The organism is Stenotrophomonas sp. 21LCFQ19 (genome assembly GCF_056861425.1).
Genome location: NZ_JBSPUF010000015.1, coordinates 71,003 through 88,841 on the forward strand (window position 1 = coordinate 71,003; position 17,839 = coordinate 88,841).

Annotated in this window: 13 protein-coding genes; 11 read left to right on the top strand and 2 right to left on the bottom strand. The window is 64.9% G+C overall.

Annotated elements, in window-relative coordinates:
- Positions 1-14 precede the first annotated feature (14 nt).
- Positions 15-650 carry a DUF938 domain-containing protein gene (locus tag AC13FW_RS16240; protein WP_482989746.1) on the bottom strand — a complete coding sequence of 212 codons (636 nt, stop codon included), beginning with the start codon at positions 648-650 and terminating at the stop codon, positions 15-17.
- Positions 651-804: 154 nt separating this feature from the next.
- Here AC13FW_RS16240 and AC13FW_RS16245 point away from each other — a divergent pair, with 154 nt between their 5' ends.
- The gene (locus tag AC13FW_RS16245) at positions 805-2,433 is read left to right on the top strand and encodes a TldD/PmbA family protein (protein ID WP_482989747.1); all 1,629 of its coding nucleotides are present in this window, start codon (positions 805-807) and stop codon (positions 2,431-2,433) included.
- Between the two features lie 239 nt (positions 2,434-2,672).
- On the opposite strand, the gene AC13FW_RS16250 is transcribed toward AC13FW_RS16245, so the two are convergent.
- A complete protein-coding gene (locus AC13FW_RS16250) occupies positions 2,673-3,446 on the bottom strand; it encodes an SDR family oxidoreductase (protein WP_482989748.1) in 774 nt (257 codons plus the stop codon).
- Positions 3,447-3,553: 107 nt separating this feature from the next.
- On the opposite strand from AC13FW_RS16250, the gene AC13FW_RS16255 reads away from it, so the two are divergent.
- The 10 genes from AC13FW_RS16255 to AC13FW_RS16300 all read left to right on the top strand — a co-directional run bounded on the left by AC13FW_RS16255 (position 3,554) and on the right by AC13FW_RS16300 (position 17,813).
- The gene (locus AC13FW_RS16255; RefSeq protein ID WP_482989749.1) at positions 3,554-4,453 is read left to right on the top strand and encodes a LysR family transcriptional regulator; all 900 of its coding nucleotides are present in this window, start codon (positions 3,554-3,556) and stop codon (positions 4,451-4,453) included.
- Between the two features lie 296 nt (positions 4,454-4,749).
- Entirely contained in the window at positions 4,750-6,384 is a 1,635-nt protein-coding gene (locus AC13FW_RS16260) for a TldD/PmbA family protein (RefSeq protein ID WP_296249067.1), read from the top strand.
- Between the two features lie 21 nt (positions 6,385-6,405).
- Positions 6,406-7,740, top strand: coding sequence for a TldD/PmbA family protein (locus AC13FW_RS16265; protein ID WP_296249069.1), 1,335 nt, complete (start codon positions 6,406-6,408; stop codon positions 7,738-7,740).
- A 140-nt stretch (positions 7,741-7,880) separates the two neighbouring features.
- A complete protein-coding gene (locus AC13FW_RS16270) occupies positions 7,881-8,582 on the top strand; it encodes a DUF4159 domain-containing protein (protein ID WP_282266203.1) in 702 nt (233 codons plus the stop codon).
- Positions 8,583-8,598: 16 nt separating this feature from the next.
- Positions 8,599-9,582: an AAA family ATPase gene (locus AC13FW_RS16275; RefSeq protein WP_482989750.1), complete on the top strand. Its 984-nt coding sequence runs from the start codon at positions 8,599-8,601 to the stop codon at positions 9,580-9,582.
- Between the two features lie 17 nt (positions 9,583-9,599).
- Positions 9,600-10,502, top strand: coding sequence for a DUF58 domain-containing protein (locus tag AC13FW_RS16280; protein ID WP_482989751.1), 903 nt, complete (start codon positions 9,600-9,602; stop codon positions 10,500-10,502).
- Complete coding sequence (locus AC13FW_RS16285; RefSeq protein ID WP_482989752.1) at positions 10,499-11,647, top strand: BatA domain-containing protein; 1,149 nt, start codon at positions 10,499-10,501, stop codon at positions 11,645-11,647. Before AC13FW_RS16280 ends, AC13FW_RS16285 begins: the two co-directional genes overlap by 4 nt.
- Positions 11,644-13,800 (top strand): hypothetical protein, encoded by a 2,157-nt coding sequence (locus tag AC13FW_RS16290; RefSeq protein WP_482989753.1) that lies wholly within the window; start codon positions 11,644-11,646, stop codon positions 13,798-13,800. Before AC13FW_RS16285 ends, AC13FW_RS16290 begins: the two co-directional genes overlap by 4 nt.
- Positions 13,797-15,527, top strand: coding sequence for a carboxypeptidase regulatory-like domain-containing protein (locus AC13FW_RS16295; protein ID WP_482989754.1), 1,731 nt, complete (start codon positions 13,797-13,799; stop codon positions 15,525-15,527). Before AC13FW_RS16290 ends, AC13FW_RS16295 begins: the two co-directional genes overlap by 4 nt.
- A 339-nt stretch (positions 15,528-15,866) precedes the next feature.
- Positions 15,867-17,813 carry an N-acetylmuramoyl-L-alanine amidase gene (locus tag AC13FW_RS16300; protein WP_482989755.1) on the top strand — a complete coding sequence of 649 codons (1,947 nt, stop codon included), beginning with the start codon at positions 15,867-15,869 and terminating at the stop codon, positions 17,811-17,813.
- Positions 17,814-17,839 lie beyond the last annotated feature (26 nt).

The window sequence follows — 17,839 nt, forward strand, 5'->3', positions numbered from 1 at the left end:
TAGCCCGCCCGGCTTCAAACGCGCATCCGTCGCCATACCAGGCAACGGTTGTTGGCCGGCATCGCCACGTCCTCTTGCAGCTCCAGCTGCTGCGCGCGTGCCAAGGCATCAACCGCCTCGAAATCGCGGATGCCAGAGCGCGGGTCCCGCGCCTTCAGCCAGCCGTCGAAGTTGCGGTTGCTGTCGCTGGTGAAGGCGCCGCTATAGTTGAACGGACCATAGGCGATGAACAACGCATCTGGCGCCATCAGCGACGGCAGCCCGGCAAACAGCGCCTGCATCTGCTCCCAGCCCATGATGTGCAGGGTGTTGGCGCTGAACACGGCGTCGAAGCCGGCCACGCTGTCATGCACCGGCAGCGGCGGCAAGGGCTGCAGGCCTTCGCCAATCACTGCCTGCAGTTCCAGCGGCACAGGCGTATTCGGCACCGCCGCCTCGTCCAGCCATTGGCGTATCCCGGGCAGGTAGTCGCAGTGATCGCTGGCCTGCCAACGCAGCCATGGCATCGCAGCGGCAAAGTGCACGGCATGCTGGCCGGTGCCGCTGCCGATCTCCAGGACAGTGCGGGCCTGGCCCAGATGCTGCTGTAGGACCTGCAGGATGGGTGCGCTGTTGCGCTCGCAGGATTCGGAGTACGGCTTGGTGGTCATCGCGTGGGGCCCGGGGAATGCTGCGCAGATTGTGCCGCAGTGCCTGTTTAACGCCATGCATGACCATGGTCACTTGTGCCTGAACCCCCGCGCCACCGAGATTCAAGGGTCTTGTGCGATGCATTGCATCGCTGGCTCTGGAGTTCCGCCCGTCATGCAACGCCGCCAGTTTCTTTCGCTCTCCGGCCTCGGCCTCGCCGGCTTCATGCTGCCCAATGCACAGCTGATCGCTGCCGAGGAGTTGTTGGCCCCGGCCGATGTCGCCAAGAAGAAGCTGCTGGCCGACACCGTGCTGGCGCTGGCCAAGCAGGGCGGTGCCAGTTACTGCGACGTGCGCATCGGCCGCTACCTCAACCAGGCCATCGTCACCCGCGAAGACAAGGTGCAGAACGTCACCAACAGCGAGTCGGCCGGCGTCGGCATCCGCGTGATCGTCAATGGTGCGTGGGGCTTTGCCGCCAGCAACCAGTCCACTGCACAGGGCGTAGCCGCCGCGGTGGCACAGGCGATTGCAATTGCCCGCGCCAACGCGAAGATCCAGACCAAACCGGTGCAGCTGGCACCCACGCCGGGCGTGGGCGAGGTGCAGTGGAAGACGCCGATCCGCCAGAACGCGATGGCGGTACCGGTCAAGGACAAGGTGGATCTGCTGCTGTCGATCAATGCGGCGGCGATCAATGCCGGTGCCAACTTCATCAACTCACAGCTGTTCCTGGTCAACGAGCAGAAGTACTTCGCCTCCAGCGATGGTTCGTGGATCGACCAGGACGTGCACCGCATCTGGTTGCCGTTCACCGCCACCGCCATCGACAAGGCCAGCGGCAAGTTCCGCACCCGCGCTGGACTGTCGGCACCGGCCGGCATGGGCTGGGAATTCCTCGAGGGCAATGCCGCCGACAAGCATCAGCTGCCGGGCGGCGTGGTGGCCTACGGCCATTCCTATGATCCGGTGGAAGATGCGATTGCCGCTGCCAAACAGGCGCGCGCCAAGCTCACTGCGCCGTCGGTGAAGCCGGGCAAGTACGACCTTGTGCTGGACCCGTCCAACCTGTTCCTGACCATCCACGAGAACGTCGGCCATCCTTTGGAGCTGGACCGTGTGCTGGGCTATGAAGCCAACTACGCGGGCACCAGCTTCGCCACGCTTGACAAGCGCGAGGCCGGCTTCCGCTGGGGCAGCGACATCGTCAACTTCACCGCCGACAAGACCGTGCCTTACAGCCTGGGTGCGGTGGGCTATGACGATGAGGGCGTGAAAACCAGGCAGTGGGATCTGGTCAAGGACGGCATCCTGGTCAACTACCAGGCCACCCGCGACGAAGTGCATATCCTCGGCGAGAACGCCTCGCACGGCTGCAGTTATGCCGACTCGTGGAAGAGCGTGCAGTTCCAGCGCATGGCCAATGTGTCGCTGGCGCCGGGCAAGACGCCGCTGACCCCGGCGCAGATGATCAAGGACGTAGAGAACGGCATCTACATCCACGGCCGTGGTTCGTATTCCATCGACCAGCAGCGCTACAACGCGCAGTTTGGTGGGCAACTCTGCTACCAGATCAAGAACGGTGAGATCGCCGGCATGGTCGAGGATGCGGCCTACCAGATCCGTACGCCTGAGTTCTGGAATGCCTGCAGCGCGATCTGCGATGAGCGCGATTTCCGCATGGGCGGTTCGTTCTTTGATGGCAAGGGTCAGCCGGGGCAGGTATCTGCGGTGTCGCATGGTTCGGCGACCACGCGCTTTGATGGGGTGAACATCATCAATACGGCGCGCAGCCTCGGCTGATGCGGATAGCCCCTCTCCCATCGGGAGAGGGATTGGGGTGAGGGTACGGGCGAAGCCGCGCTGCAGGGCGTTGCTAGCAATAGCGATGGGGGCACCGGTGAATGCTCAAGCACGACGCAACCCGTTTGTCGTCTTTGATCCCCGCCACCGGACTTCGCCCGTACCCTCATCCGCCCCTTCGGGGCATCCCCGCCTTCGCGGGGACAAGCTCTTCTCCCGAAGGGGGAAGGTCAACCGCCTCACCGCGTCGTATATCCACCATTGACCAGAATCGTCTGACCGGTCATCCACCAGCCCTCGGATACCAGGAAACGCACCCACGGCACGATGTCCTCGATGTCGGTCAGCCCGGTCTTGGAGAACGGCGACAACGCCGCTGCAGTCTTGTGATAGGCCACCGCATCCGCACCCTCGGCCGGATAGAAGAACGAGGTGTCCATCGGTCCCGGGCCAATCGCGGTCACTGAAATCCCACGTTCGCCAAATTCCTTGGCCGCCGCACGCGTGTAGTGCTCCACGGGCGCCTTGGTACCGGCATAGCTGGAATAGAACGGGGTGAATGCGCCCAGCAAGGACGTCACCAGCGTGCACACCTTGCCGTTGTCGGCGAGGTTGCGGCCGGCCTCTTTCAGGAAGAAGAACGCGGTCTTGTTGTTGACCGCATCCATGGCATCGAACTCGGCTTCGCTGATCTGCGTCATCGGCTTCTTCAGCACCTTGCCAACCGTGTTGACGGCGATATCGATGCGGCCCATGGCCTGCTTCGCGTCATCGAACAGTTGCTCCATCGCCGCAGCCGAGGTCAGGTCGGCCTGGAACAGATGTGCATTGGCGCCGGCTGCACGCACCGCTTCGGCAGTCGCTTCGGCCTCGGCACGCGCAGCCTCGCTGTTGTAGTGGATGGCCACGCCGCTGGCGCCTTGACTGGCGAAATCCCGGGCCAACAAGCCGCCCAGGTTCTTGCCGCCGCCGGCGATGAGGATGGTCTTGCCGTGGATGCGATGGTCGGTCATTGCGAACTCCTGTGGCTTGGGGGAATGCCAACAGAGCCTATCGACTTGGTTTTCCGGATAAAGCCGGTCATTCTGACTTCACTTGTCGGCCCATCCGGACAATCGCCATGGATCGTATCGAGCTGTACCGCGTCTTCGTGCGGGTAGTGGACTGCGCCGGCTTCACCCGCGCCGCCGACCAGCTCAAGCTGCCGCGCTCCACGGTGTCCGAGGCAGTCCGCACGCTGGAGCAGCGGCTGGGCACGCGCCTGCTCCACCGCACCACCCGCCGGGTCACGCCAACCCAGGATGGGTTGCTGTTCCATGCCCGCTGCCAGCAGTTGATCGCCGATGCGGACGAGGCCGAGCAGCTGTTCCGGCAATCACCGCAGGCCCTGAGTGGGCGGATCAAGGTGGATGTGCCCGGCCGCATCGGTCGCCTGGTCATCGCCCCGGCATTGCCCGGCTTCCTGCAGGCGTTTCCGCAGATCGACGTCGAACTGGGCATGACCGATCGCAGCATCGACCTGATCGAGGACGGCGTGGATTGCGCGTTGCGGGTAGGTCCGTTGCAGGACTCACGGCTGGTGGCACGCAGCATGGGCCAGTTGCCGCTGATCAACGTGGCCAGCCCTGCGTACGTGGAGCGCCATGGCATGCCCATGCACCCTTCGCAGCTCGGCATGCATTGGGGCGTGCTGTATGCCTCGCCCGGCAACGGCCGGGTCGAGTCCTGGGAATGGCGCGAGAACGGCGTCCTGCGCAGCCAGCCCTTGGCGGGGCGGGTCACCGTCAACAGTGCCGAGGCCTATATCGCCTGCTGTATCGCCGGCCTGGGGATGATCCAGATTCCCGCCTACGACGTGCGTGCCGAGCTGGCGGCTGGCAGCTTGCTGGAGGTGATGCCCGGGCATCGCGCCGATCCCATGCCGATGCACCTGCTGTTCCCGCACCGTCGCCATCCTTCGCAACGGCTGCGGGTGTTCGTGGACTGGTTGCAGCAGGTGTTGCTGGAAGTAGTCGGGTGATTGGATGGTTTGTCTACTTGCCGGCACTGCAGAGGCTTACCCCTCCCCCACCCTCCCCTTCGCTATGCGAAAGGGAGGGAGTAAGCCCGCGCCCTTCTGGCAACAGGCGAAGGGATTGGCTGGGGAGAGGGGAGCGCTTCGCAGAAATCCCAAATAAATCGCCAGTCCATGCCTAAAGTCACTACCGCTGCAAACACCTGCCCGCAAGAATCGAACAGTTCGCAGAACACCGCGAAGCCACCGTCATTTGTTGCCGTAGCGCCCGCCTCGCGGGCCTTGCCCCGTGGAGAGCAGCCTTGCAGAGACGTGACTTCCTAGCCCTGACCGGGCTTACCGCTGGCGGCCTGATGGTGCCGTCCTTCTTCGGCAAGGCCATCGCCGCCGAGCACCTGTTGACCGCACTCGATCCGGCCTTGAAGAAGCGCCTGGCCGATGACGCGCTCAATGCCGCGCGTGCTGCCGGCGCTACTTACTGCGATGTGCGCATCGGCCGCTACCTGCGCCAGTTCGTGATCACCCGCGAGGACAAGGTCCAGAACGTGGTGAACACCGAATCCACCGGCACCGGCATCCGCGTCATCGTCAACGGTGCCTGGGGCTTTGCCGCCACCAATGACCTGAGCCCGGCCGGCGTGGTCAAGGCCGCGCAGCAGGCCGCCGCCATCGCCAAGGCCAATGCCAAGGTGCAGACCGCGCCGGTGCAGTTCGCCAAGGCACCCGGTTACGGCGAGGTCAGCTGGCGTACGCCGATCAAGAAGAACGCGATGGAAGTGCCGATCAAGGACAAGGCCGATCTGCTGCTGGGCGTGAATGCCGCAGCCATCGGCGCCGGCGCCAGCTTCGTCAACTCCATGCTGTTCCTGGTCAACGAACAGAAGTACTTCGCTTCCACCGACGGCTCCTACATCGACCAGGACGTGCACCGCATCTGGGCACCGATGACGGTCACCGCCATCGACAAGACCAGCGGCAAGTTCCGCACCCGCGCCGGCCTGTCCTCGCCGATGGGCCTGGGTTACGAATATCTGGATGGCGACGCCTCCGGCAAGACCGTGCTGCCCAATGGCGTCACCGTCTACGGCCAGTCCTATGACATGCGCGAAGACGCCATCGCCGCCGCCAAGCAGACGCAGGAAAAGCTCAAGGCACCGTCGGTCAAGCCGGGCAAGTACGATCTGGTCCTGGACCCGTCGCACACCTGGCTGACCATTCACGAAGCCGTCGGCCATCCGCTGGAACTGGACCGCGTGCTCGGCTACGAAGCCAACTACGCCGGCACCAGCTTCGCCACCCTGGACAAGCGCGAGCAGCGCTTCCAGTACGGCAGCGACAAGGTCAACATCTTCGCCGACAAGACCCAGCCGGGTTCGCTCGGCGCCGTTGCCTACGACGACGAAGGCGTGAAGACCAAGCGCTGGCCGCTGATCAGCGACGGCAAGCTGGTCGACTACCAGACCATCCGTGACCAGGCACATATCCTTGGCAAGACCGAGTCCGATGGCTGCTGCTACGCCGACTCCTGGTCCAGCGTGCAGTTCCAGCGCATGGCCAATGTGTCGCTGGCGCCGGGCAAGACCCCGTTGTCGGTGGCCGACATGATCAAGAACGTCGAGAACGGCATCTACATCATCGGTGACGGTTCGTTCTCCATCGACCAGCAGCGTTACAACGCGCAGTTCGGTGGCCAGCTGTTCTATGAAATCAAGAACGGCCAGATCACCCGCATGCTCGAGGACGTGGCCTACCAGATCCGCACGCCGGAATTCTGGAACGCCTGCAGCGCCATCGCCGACGAACGCGACTACCGCCTGGGCGGCTCGTTCTTCGACGGCAAGGGCCAGCCGGGCCAGGTCTCGGCCGTGTCGCACGGCTCGTCCACCGCCCGTTTCGACGGCATCAACGTCATCAATACCGCGCGCAGCCTCGGCTGATCGTCAAGGAGCTTCTGAACCATGAGCATCTTCACCGAACAGGAAGCCAAGGCCATCCTGGACAAGGTCATCGCGCTGTCCAAGGCCGATGAATGCACCGCCACGCTGGCCGGCTCGGTCGACGGCAACATCCGTTTCGCGCTGAACAACGTCTCCACCAGTGGCATCGTCAGCAACGCCGAACTGGCCGTGCAGGTTGCCTTCGGCAAGCGCGTCGGCACCGCCTCGATCAATGAGTTCGACGACGCTTCGCTGGAGCGTGTGGTCCGCCGCGCCGAGGACCTGGCCAAGCTGGCGCCGGAGAACCCGGAGTTCATGCCGGCCATCGGCAAGCAGCAATACCGCTCAAGCCCGACCTTCAGCGAATCGACCGCGGCCATCACCCCGGAATTCCGCGCCCAGGTGGCCGCCGACTCCATCACCCCCTGCCGTGGCCACGGCCTGATCGCTGCCGGCTTCCTGGAAGACGGCAACGGTTTTGTCGCCATCGCCAACAGCAATGGCAACTTCGGCTACCAGAAGACCACCAACTTCAACTACACCTGCACCGTGCGTACCGAAGACGGCCGCGGCTCGGGTTGGGTTGGCCGCAACCTCGCCAACGCTGCCGATTTCAAGGCCGACCAGGACATCGAGATCGCCAAGCGCAAGGCCACCGAATCGGCCGAAGCCAAGGCACTGGAACCGGGCAAGTACACGGTGATCCTGGAGCCGGCGGCCGCTGCTGGCCTGATCAGCTTCATGATGAACTTCTTCAGCGCACGCTCGGCCGATGAAGGCCGCAGCTTCCTGTCCAAGAAGGGCGGCGGCAACAAGCTGGGCGAGCAGGTCTACGACAGCAAGGTCAACCTGTTCGCAGATCCGTGGCATCCGGATGCAGCGGTGTTGCCGTGGGACGGCGAAGGCATGCCGCGCGAGCGCATCGCCATCATCGAGGACGGCAAGGTCGCCAACCTGGATTACTCGCGCTACTGGGCACAGAAGCAGGGCAAGACGGCCAAGGCCAGCGCCGGCAACCTGCTGATGAGCGGCGGCACCAAGTCGATCGCCGAACTGGTGCGTGGCACCGAAAAGGGCATCCTGGTCACCCGCACCTGGTACATCCGCATGGTCGACCCGCAGACCGTGCTGCTGACCGGCCTGACCCGCGACGGCACCTTCTACATCGAGAACGGCCAGATCAAGCACCCGGTGAAGAATTTCCGCTTCAACGAGTCGCCGGTGATCATGCTCAACAACATCGACGAGCTGGGCAAGCCGGTGCGTGTGGCCGGTGACGAGTCCAGCTTCGTGATGATGATCCCGCCGATGAAGCTGCGTGACTTTACGTTTACCTCCTTGTCGGATGCGGTGTAACTGATGACCCCTTCTCCCTCCGGGAGAAGGTGCCCGAAGGGTGGATGAGGGTTGGGCCTGAAGCGCTTACCCTCACCCCAACCCCTCTCCCGAAGGGAGAGGGGCTTTAACCGAGTCCCCTGCTTTTGTCCCCACCCTGTCTGACGCGAGCGCAATTCCTTCACCTGCTGCTGGGCGGCGCGGTGAGCGCCGCCTTGCCGGGCATCGCAAGCGCGCAGGCCAGCCGCTACGACTTCTGGTTCACCCGCCTGCGCTACGACTCCGGCGACTGGGACGTGGACGCGCGCATGCCGTCCAACCTGATCACCTCATTGGTCGATTACACCACCTTGCGCGTGGACCCCAAGGAACACGTCATCGCGCTGTCTGACCCGAAGATGCTGGCCGCACCCTTCTGCTATCTCGCCGGGCACAAGCTGGTCGAGTTCAATCCGGAAGAGCGCCGCAACTTCGAACGCTATGTGCGCAACGGCGGCTTCGTCTTCGTCGACGACTGCAACCACGACATCGACGGCCTGTTCGCCACCTCCTTCGAAGCACAGATGCGCAGCATCTTCGGCGCCAGCGCAATGAAGAAACTGCCCAACACCCACGCCATCTACAACAGTTTCTTCAAGTTCCCCGAAGGCCCACCAGCCACCGGTTTCGAACTCAACGGCTGGGGTGATGACCTGGTCCACGACTACCTCAAGGGCATCGAGATCGATGGCCGGCTGGGCGTGCTCTACAGCAACAAGGACTACGGTTGCGAATGGGACTACGACTGGCGCAACAAACGCTTCCTGGCCGAAGACAACACCAAATTCGGCGTGAACATCGTGATGTACGCACTGACGCATTGACCCCACAGGTGACCGCATGACTGCCCCCGATCTGGACTCACTACTGCCGCGCTTGAACGAGCTGCGCAGCGCGCTCGCACAGGCCGTGGTCGGCCAGCACGAGGTCGTCGAACAACTGCTGATAGGCCTGCTGGCCGGCGGCCACTGCCTGCTCGAAGGCGCGCCCGGCCTGGGCAAGACCCTGCTGGTGCGCTCGCTCGGGCAAGCGCTTGAGCTGCAGTTCCGGCGCGTGCAGTTCACCCCCGACCTGATGCCCAGCGACATCCTCGGTACCGAACTGCTGGAAGAAGACCATGGCACCGGCAAGCGCGCGTTCCGCTTCCAGCAAGGGCCTATCTTCACCAACCTGCTGCTGGCCGACGAACTCAACCGTACCCCGCCCAAGACCCAGGCCGCGCTGCTGGAAGCGATGCAGGAGCGCACCGTCAGCTACGCCGGCACCACCTACGCCCTGCCCTCACCGTTCTTCGTGCTGGCCACGCAGAACCCGATCGAACAGGCCGGCACCTATCCGCTGCCGGAAGCCCAGCTCGATCGCTTCCTGCTACATGTCCGCGTCGACTACCCAAGCGAAGCCGAAGAACGCGACATCCTCGCCCAGACCACCGGCAGCCACAGCGGCGCCGTGCCCAAGGTGATGGATGCCGATGCGGTGAAGGCGCTGCAGCTGGCAGTGCGCGATGTACATATCAGCCCCGACCTGCTCAGCTGGATCACCCGTCTGGTCCGTGCCAGCCGCCCCGGCGATGGCGCGCCGGCCGAAGTGAACAACTGGATCAAATGGGGCGCCGGCCCACGCGCCGGCCAATCACTGGTACTGGCCGCGAAGGCACGCGCCCTGCTGCAGGGCCGCTTCGCCGCCACCCGCGAGGATGTGCAGGCATTGGCCGCGCCGGTGATGCGTCATCGCCTGCTGCTGTCGTTCGCTGCCGAAGCCGAACACAAGAGTGCCGATGACGTGATCACCGCCCTGCTGCACGCGGTGCCGTTCCCGGCCTGATCGACACGACGTTCCACATGGCCGCTCCCACACCACCGCTGATACCCGCCGATGTGCGCAGCCGCCTGCGCAGCCTGCGGCTGTGGCCGCAGCGGGCAAGCGGCAGCCGTGGCATCGGTGCGCATGCCAGCCGCAGCCGCGGTGCCGGCTTGGAGTTCGCGCAGTACCGTGCCTACGAACCGGGCGACGAGCTGCGCCAGATCGACTGGAAGCTTTATGCACGCTCGGATCGCTTCTTCGTGCGCGAGTCCGAGCGCGAAAGCCCGATCACCGTCTGGCTGCTGCTCGATGCCAGCGCCTCGATGGCACAGGCCGATCAGGCGCGGCCCGACTGGCAGCGCCTGGACGCGGCCAAGGCACTGGTCGCCTGCCTCACCGAGCTGGCGATGCAGCAAGGCGATGCCTTCGGTCTGATTGCACTTGGCGGTGATGGCGTGCAGCTGCTGCCAGCCGGAAACGGCCTGCGCCAACGTGATCGGCTGCACCTGCAACTGCATGCGTTGAAGGCTGCAGGGCAATGGCCGCCACAGCAGAAGCTGTCGCCCTTGTGGGAACGCATCGCCAGCAATGACCTGGTGGTGATGATCGGTGATGGCTTTGATGTCGCAGGTGTTGAACTGGCCGAGCGCCTGGCCAAGGCCGGTCGCGACGTCATCCATCTGCAGCTGCTGACGGTGGAGGAGCGCGATTTTCCGTTCCGCGATGGCCATCGTTTTCGTGACCCGGAAACCGGCGATGAGCTCTTGAGCGATGGCGCAACGGTGCGCGGCGAATACCTCGCCCGCTTCAGGGAAGCACAGCGCGTGCTGGACGCACGGCTGCAGGCCGCCGGCATCCGCCATGACACCGCCTATCTCGATGAAGCCATCGACGCGCCCCTGCAGCGTCTGTTCGGGCGTCGTTCCGGGAGCGGCGCATGAGCCTGCTGTGGCTGTTCCCGGCCGGTTTCCTGGCATTGGCAGCACTGTTGCTGCCGCTGCTGATCCACCTCGCCCGCCGCAGCGAACAGCGCATCATCGACTTCGCCGCGCTGCGCTGGCTGTCGGCCAAGCCACGTCCGCGTCGCCGTATCCGCTTCGACGAATGGCCACTGCTGGTGCTGCGCATGCTGCTGCTTGCCTTGCTGGCAGTGCTGTTGGCACGGCCGGCATTGACCGGTGTGCTTGATACGCAGCCGCGCATCGCCGTATTGCCCGGTGTTGATCTTGCTGTCGCCCAACGCGCTGTTGGCAATGTCGATGCACAGTGGTTGTGGCTGGCGGCGGGCTTCCCGTCCATCGACAAGACCCAAGCACCGCAAGGCCCGCAGCCGGTATCCAGCCTGCTACGCGAGCTGGACGCCAGCCTGCCGGCCGATGCGCCGCTTACCGTGGTTGTTCCATCGGTGCTTGATGGCTTGGACGCGCAACGTCCGCAGCTGTCACGAGCGGTGCGCTGGCAGGTGCTGGAGCAGACCACTGCGACGGAAAAGCAGACGACCATCGCGCCGCCGCAGCTGCAGATCCGGCACGACGAAGCTGGCAAGCCGGGCGTGCGCTATCTCGATGCGGCTGCCAGCGCCTGGCGTAGCGCCCGGCCGCAGGCGGCCGATGACACGGTCGCGTTCAACGGTGACGACACGCTACGCGTTTGGCTGTCGGCCAAGCCGCTGCCCGCCGATACAAGCGCATGGCTGCAACGCGGCGGCCGCCTGCTGGTGGATGCACGCACGCCGGTACCCGCCGATGCCCAACGCACACCGCTATGGCGCGACGCCAATGGCGTGCTGGTCGTTGAGCAGATCGGCACGGCGCAAGGCCACTGGCTGCGCTGGGCAGCGCCGCTCCAACCGGCAAACCTGCCGGTGCTGCTTGATGCGGAGTTCCCAGCTGGACTGCGTTCGGTACTGCAGGCTGCACCCACACCACGCCGTGCGCTGGCAGCGACGATGCAGCCGCAAACCGGCACTACGCCGTATCCACAGCCTGCAACCGAGCTGAGCCGTTGGCTGCTGTTGGCAGTCGCCTTGTTGTCCCTGCTTGAGCGCTGGCTGGCCAGTGCACCGCGCCGACGAGGCCAGGCATGAACGCGCCTGCGCTGCTGCGCGCTGCACGCCGACGCACACTGCTGATTGCGTTGTTCGGCGGCCTGCCCTTGGCCCTGGCTGTCAGCTTGCTGGCAACGCGCGTGCTCGGCTTCGATTCCGGTTACATCATCTTCACGCTTGCCTTGCTTGTGGTCGCAGGTATCGCGGTATGGCGTGCGCGGCGGCTGGATGCGCGCTGGTTGATCGCGCGTCTGAACGATCATCCGCGCTTCGAGGACAGTGCTGACCTGCTGTTCGCCGCAGCGTCCACGCTCAACCCGTTGCAGCAACGCCAGCGCCGCCATATCGAGCAGCGTCTGCAAAGCAATCCGCCGGACCTGCGTCCTCGCTGGCCCTGGCAGCGACTGCTGTTGTGTCTGGTGGCTGCCGCGCTGATCGCAAGTGCTGCGCTGCTGTGGCCACGCGCTACAGCCAACGCTCCGGTTACCGTTGGTGGAAGCGCCACCGAAACTGCCGCGACGGACAGCACACCCGCATTGCGTGGCAGCTGGCTGCAGGTCACACCTCCGGCGTACAGCGGCCAGGCAGCGGTAGCCGGCGACAAGCTCGACGCACGCGCCCTGCAAGGCAGCCGCCTGCAGTGGCGCCTGCAGTTCGCACCGCAGCCGCAGCACGCGTGGCTGCAATTCCACGACGGCCGCCGGCTGGCATTGCAGCGCGATGGCGATTACTGGCGCGCTAGCGAGGTGCTGCAACGTGCAGGCCTGTACCGCATCCAGACCGGACCGGCGATGGCAGCCGCCGGGCGCGCCTATCGCCTCGATGTGGTGGTGGACCGTCCGCCGCAGGTCAAGGTGATCGAGCCAGCGCAGACACTCAACCAGGCAGCACCGCGTCAGCGCTTGTGGCAACTGCGCTTTGAAGCCAGCGATGATTTCGGCGTCAACAGCGCCGCCACGCTGGATATCACCACCGCAAAAGGCAGCGGTGAGAACATCACTTTCCAGCAGCGCCAGCTGACACTGAGCGGCAGCGGCCCGGCGACGGCACGACGCTTCGCCTACAGCGCCGACCTGGCCGCGCTCGGCCTGGAACCCGGCGATGAAGTAGTCGCGCGCCTGAGCGTCCGCGACAACCGCAGCCCGCAGCCGCAGGAGGCGCGCAGCGCCAGCCTGATCCTGCGCCTGCCCAGCGAGCAGCAGGTGCAGGCCAGTGATCTGGAAGGCGCGATCAAGAAGGTGATGCCGGCCTACTTCCGCAGCCAGCGGCAGATCATCATCGACGCCGAAGCTCTGCTCAAGCAGCGCGGCAGCCTCGATGCGGACACCTTCATCAAGCGCTCCGATGCGATCGGCGTCGACCAGCGCATCCTGCGCTTGCGCTACGGCCAGTTCCTCGGCGAAGAAGCCGAGGGTGGTGCGAAGGCACCGCCGACCGGCGACCTGCCCACCAGCGATGCCGCGAGCGCCGAAGGACATGCGGATCACGCCGATCATACGGACGATGATGGACACGGCCACGACCATGGCGGCGCAGCTGAAAGCACACCGGTATTCGGCAGCGCCACCGACGTGCTGTCCGAGTACGGCCATACCCACGACCATGCCGAGGCCGCCACCCTGCTCGATCCGCAGACCCGCGCCATCCTCAAGTCCGCGCTCGACCAGATGTGGCAGTCCGAGGGCCACCTGCGCCAGGGCCACCCGGATCAGGCACTGCCATACGCCTATAAAGCCCTTGCCTTCATCAAGCAGGTGCAGCAGGCCGAGCGTATCTATCTGGCGCGCGTGGGCAGTGAACTACCGCCCATCGACATGGCCCGGCGCATGACCGGCAAGCGCGATGGGCTTGGCAATCGCGCTGTGCAGCTGGCGGCGCGTCCAGCGGGTGATGCCGTCGTCGCCAATGCGTGGCATGCATTGGCATCCACCGACGAGAACATCGATCTTGATGCCTTGTCGCGTTGGCTTGATGCACACCCCAACGCCGTGCCCGATCCGCTGGACGTCGTCGCAGCGATAGACGCGCTGCGTCAGCAGCCCGATTGCCGCACCTGCCGCAACGAACTGCGTGCGCAACTGTGGCCGGCCCTGCGTCGCGCCGACGGGCCGCCCGCGCGCCGCAATGCAGCGGACGCCGCCGGTCGTCGCTACCTTGAAGCACTCTCGGCACCGCAGGAGCCAGCACGATGACGCACTGGCTCCCGCTCGTCCTGATCGCACTGGCCGTCGTGCTGGGCAGCCTGCGCTTCGCGCTGTCGCCACGGCCGCGCACACCGCGTCTTGCCGCCTTGTTGTCGCTGCAGCTTGCTGCCGCTGTGTTGCTGTACTTCACCCTGTATCCACCATCACGCTCCGGTCGCGTGGGGACGCTGGTGGTTGCCACGGCCGGCGCAAGCACGGCGGAGGTTGCGGCGGTACCGGCAGCAACCTATGTGCGCCTGCCGGAAGCGGCGGCACTGACATCTGCGACGGCGGTGCCGGATCTCGCAACCGCACTGCGCCAGCACCCAGGTACACGCGAGCTGGTGATCGTCGGCCAGGGCCTGCCAGCACGTGATCGTGAAATCGCGCTGCCGCCGCTGCGTTTCCTGCCCGGCCCTGCACCACGGGGGCTGGTGGAGTTGCAGGCGCCGCCGTTGCTCGCGCCGGGTGCGGCCTTCACCGTGCACAGCCGCGTGCAGGGCATGCCCGATGTGCGCGTGGAACTGCTGGACCCTGCCGCTCATCGTGTCGATATCAGCGCCACTGATGCAGCAGGCCGGGCGAACCTGCGTGCCAGCGCGCGCGAGCCCGGCGATGTGGTTTTCACGCTGCGCGTGTTGGATGCCGGCGGCAAGGTGCTGGACCAACTTCCGGTGCCCGTGCGTGTACGCGCAGGCACAGCTCCCAGCATCCGCGTTCTCGCCGGTGCCCCTGGCCCTGAACTGAAGTATCTGCAACGTTGGGGCAAGGATATCGGTGCAACGCTGCAGACCAGCATGTTGATCGGTGGCGGCCTGCAGATGGGTGATGCGCCGGCCTCACTCGATGCAGCCAGTCTCGCCCGCCTGGACCTGCTGCTGCTTGATGAGCGCCGGCTTGCGGGCCTGTCATCCGCGCAGCGTGCGGCGATCACCGAGGGGATACGCGGCGGACTGGGTGTACTGGTTCGTACCAGCGGTGCCCTCGACGGCAGCGCTCGCCGCGCGTTGCGGGGATGGGGCCTGGAGACACGCGGCGGTGACCAGACCAAGCCGGTCACGCTGCGCAGCATTATCGATGCCGAGCAGAACAAGACTGTGCTCACGGTCGAGCGCTTCAATCTGGAATTCAGCAGCGCTGATGTAGTGCCCTTGCTGCGCGCCGCGGACGGCAGCGCCATAGGTGGCTGGCGTGCTTTTGGTTTGGGCAGGGTTGGCGTGCTGCCGATCACTGACAGCTATGCGCTGGTGCTCTCGGGCCATGCCGACGCACACGCCGAACTATGGAACGCCGCCTTGGCGAGCATGGCCCGATCGCTTCCGGGGTCATCCACGCTGCCATTGCCCGCCTGGGCTTGGAGTGGCGAACGCATCAGCCTCTGCGGACTGACCGCTCCGGCGCAGATGGTCGCCGAGGACGGCAGCCGTACCGAACTACTGCCCGACCCTTCCGCTGGCAACTGTGCTGCGGCGTGGCCACAGATGCCCGGATGGCACCGCGTTGAAGCAGGCGAACAGCAGCAGAGCATGCTGCTGCTGGATCCGGAGAAAGCAGTCGCATTGCATGCGCAACAGATGCGCGATGCGACGTTTGCATTGAGCGGCAGTGCTGTGCGTACAACCCCACTGCCGATCCCGGGGCCACGCTGGCCCTGGTTGCTGGGGTTCGTGCTGATCGCCTCCTTGCTTTGGTGGCTGGAGCGCAGGCGAACGGGTGGAACGGCACTGCAAGACTGAAGTGATTGATGGCTTGGAAAGAGCAGCATCAACAGCGCCCCCTTCCGCCCCCGCCTTCGCGGGGGAAGGCTCTTCGGGCACCTTCCCCCGGATACGGGGGAAGCCAAGTCAGCAGCAGATAGTGCGTCAGGGCGCATGATGTGCCCCCTCCCTTTGCCTTAGGCAAGGGGAGGGTTGGGGAGGGGTGCCCTTCGCATTGGGTTACGGGCACACCTACAAACAAGCAATCCCACAACTCCTTGAACCCCATCACTGATTGGCCCCGACCTTCACCCACGAAGGAAACCGCTGCGGTAGAACCACACACGCAGGGGGTACCAAGCTTTGGGGGTCCTACCGATGATGCACCGTCATACCGCCGTGCTGCTGTCTGCCGTCATCACCAGTGCCGTGGTTGTTCCCGCACTTGCGCAAACCACGATCAAGCCACCTGTTGCCAACAACGAACAGGTGCTGGACATGCAATTGAAAATGGAAGAAGCACGCATGCTGCCCTTGCGGGCGATGTACGCGCGCTACTTCCAGCAAGCGTATCGCCGCTACCCTGGCATCCCGCGTGGCACGCTTGAGTCGCTGGCGTTCGTGCAGAGCCGCTGGTCGCCACTGCAACCCGATGCACCCGACCAGGATCAGGCGCATCTGCGCATGCCGCCCGCCTGGGGCGTGATGGGTTTGTATGCCGGTGGTGACTTCGAGGACCAGGTTGGTGAAGCCGCCAAGCTGCTTGGCGTCTCCTCAACTGCCGTGCGCAACGATGCGGCAACCAATATCCTCGCGGCCGCTGCGTTGCTGGATGCGCAGATCCGCCTGGACCATCCCGAAGCCGGCGCTGGCAGCGCGCCGGCACCTGAAGCAATCCGTCCCGCGTTGATGCGCTACGCGGGCTATGCGCCTCGCGGCAGCGGCCTGGCCGCACGCAGCGCCGTCGACGACTATGCGCGCACCAGCTTTGCCTACGATGTGCTGTTGGCGCAGGACCGCGGCGTCAATGATCGCGGCATCGTCGTTCCCGAGCGTGCCATCGCCTGGGAACTGGCCTTCGACGCGCCGCAGCTGGTGACATTGCGCGCACCGATGGTGCGCCTGGATGTGAGCAGGGATCGCGTCGAGACCGACGCGTTCCGTATCGACCCGATCAGCGAAACCCTGCAGGCAGGCAGCACTGCGGCCGGAGACACCGCTGCCAGCCCTGCGCTGGATGCCAGCATCCAGAGCACGGACTATGGCCCCGCGATCTGGAGCGCCGCCTCGACCTCCAACTACGCGGCATCGCGTTCGGCAACGATCAGTGCAGTGACCATCCACACCACGCAGGGCAGCTACGCCGGCACCATCTCCTGGTTCAAGAATGCCTCGGCGCAGGTCAGCGCGCACTATGTCATCCGCTCCTCCGACGGCCAGGTTACGCAGATGGTGCGCAATGCCGATACCGCCTGGCATGTCGGCAGCCAGAACAGCTACACCTTGGGCATCGAGCACGAGGGCTACGTCGACAACAGCTCCTGGTACACCAATGCCATGTATGACGCCTCGGCAGCGCTGGTGCGCAGCTTCTGCGCCACGTATAGCGCGATCAGTTGTGCCAGTGCGTATAGCGGCGCATCCAGCAGCGGCATCAACGTACTGGCCACCAGCGTCAAGATCAAGGGCCACCAGCATTACAGCGGGCAGACGCATACCGACCCTGGCATCAACTGGAACTGGTCGAAGTACTACGCGCTGCTGAATCCGGGCAGCGGTGGTGGCACCGGCACGGTCACCTACCTGGATCGCTTCGAGAGCAGCGTCGGCCATTTCGATACCAGCCCCGGTTACTCGGGTAGCACTACCGGTATCAGCACGGCATCCACTGCCACACGGGATTGCACCACGCAGAAGAACGGGAGCTGTTCGTTGCGGGTGCTGCTGAAGGACAACACCACGAGCGCTGCCGACTGGGCGGTGCGTCTGCTGTCGGGAAGTGGTGCGCCTGCAAGCAATACCGCGCTGACCCGCGCCAATGGTGTCGTCGGGTTCTGGGTATGGAGTGGCGGTACCGGAACCACGGTTGGCATCGGCATCGACGACAGTGATGGCACCGAGCGCTCAAGCAGCAAGGCCATCGCTGCCAATACCTGGACCTATGTATCGTGGTCATTGAACGACGCAGCGCAGTGGAATGCGTGGGTGAATGGCAATGGGGCGATCACCGGCAGCAATGTCACGCTGGATGCGATCTGGCTGTATCACGCCAACACCGCGTATGACCTCAATGTGTATATCGATGATGTGCAGATAGCGAATTGATCTGCCCGAGGCCGACGGCCCTGTCT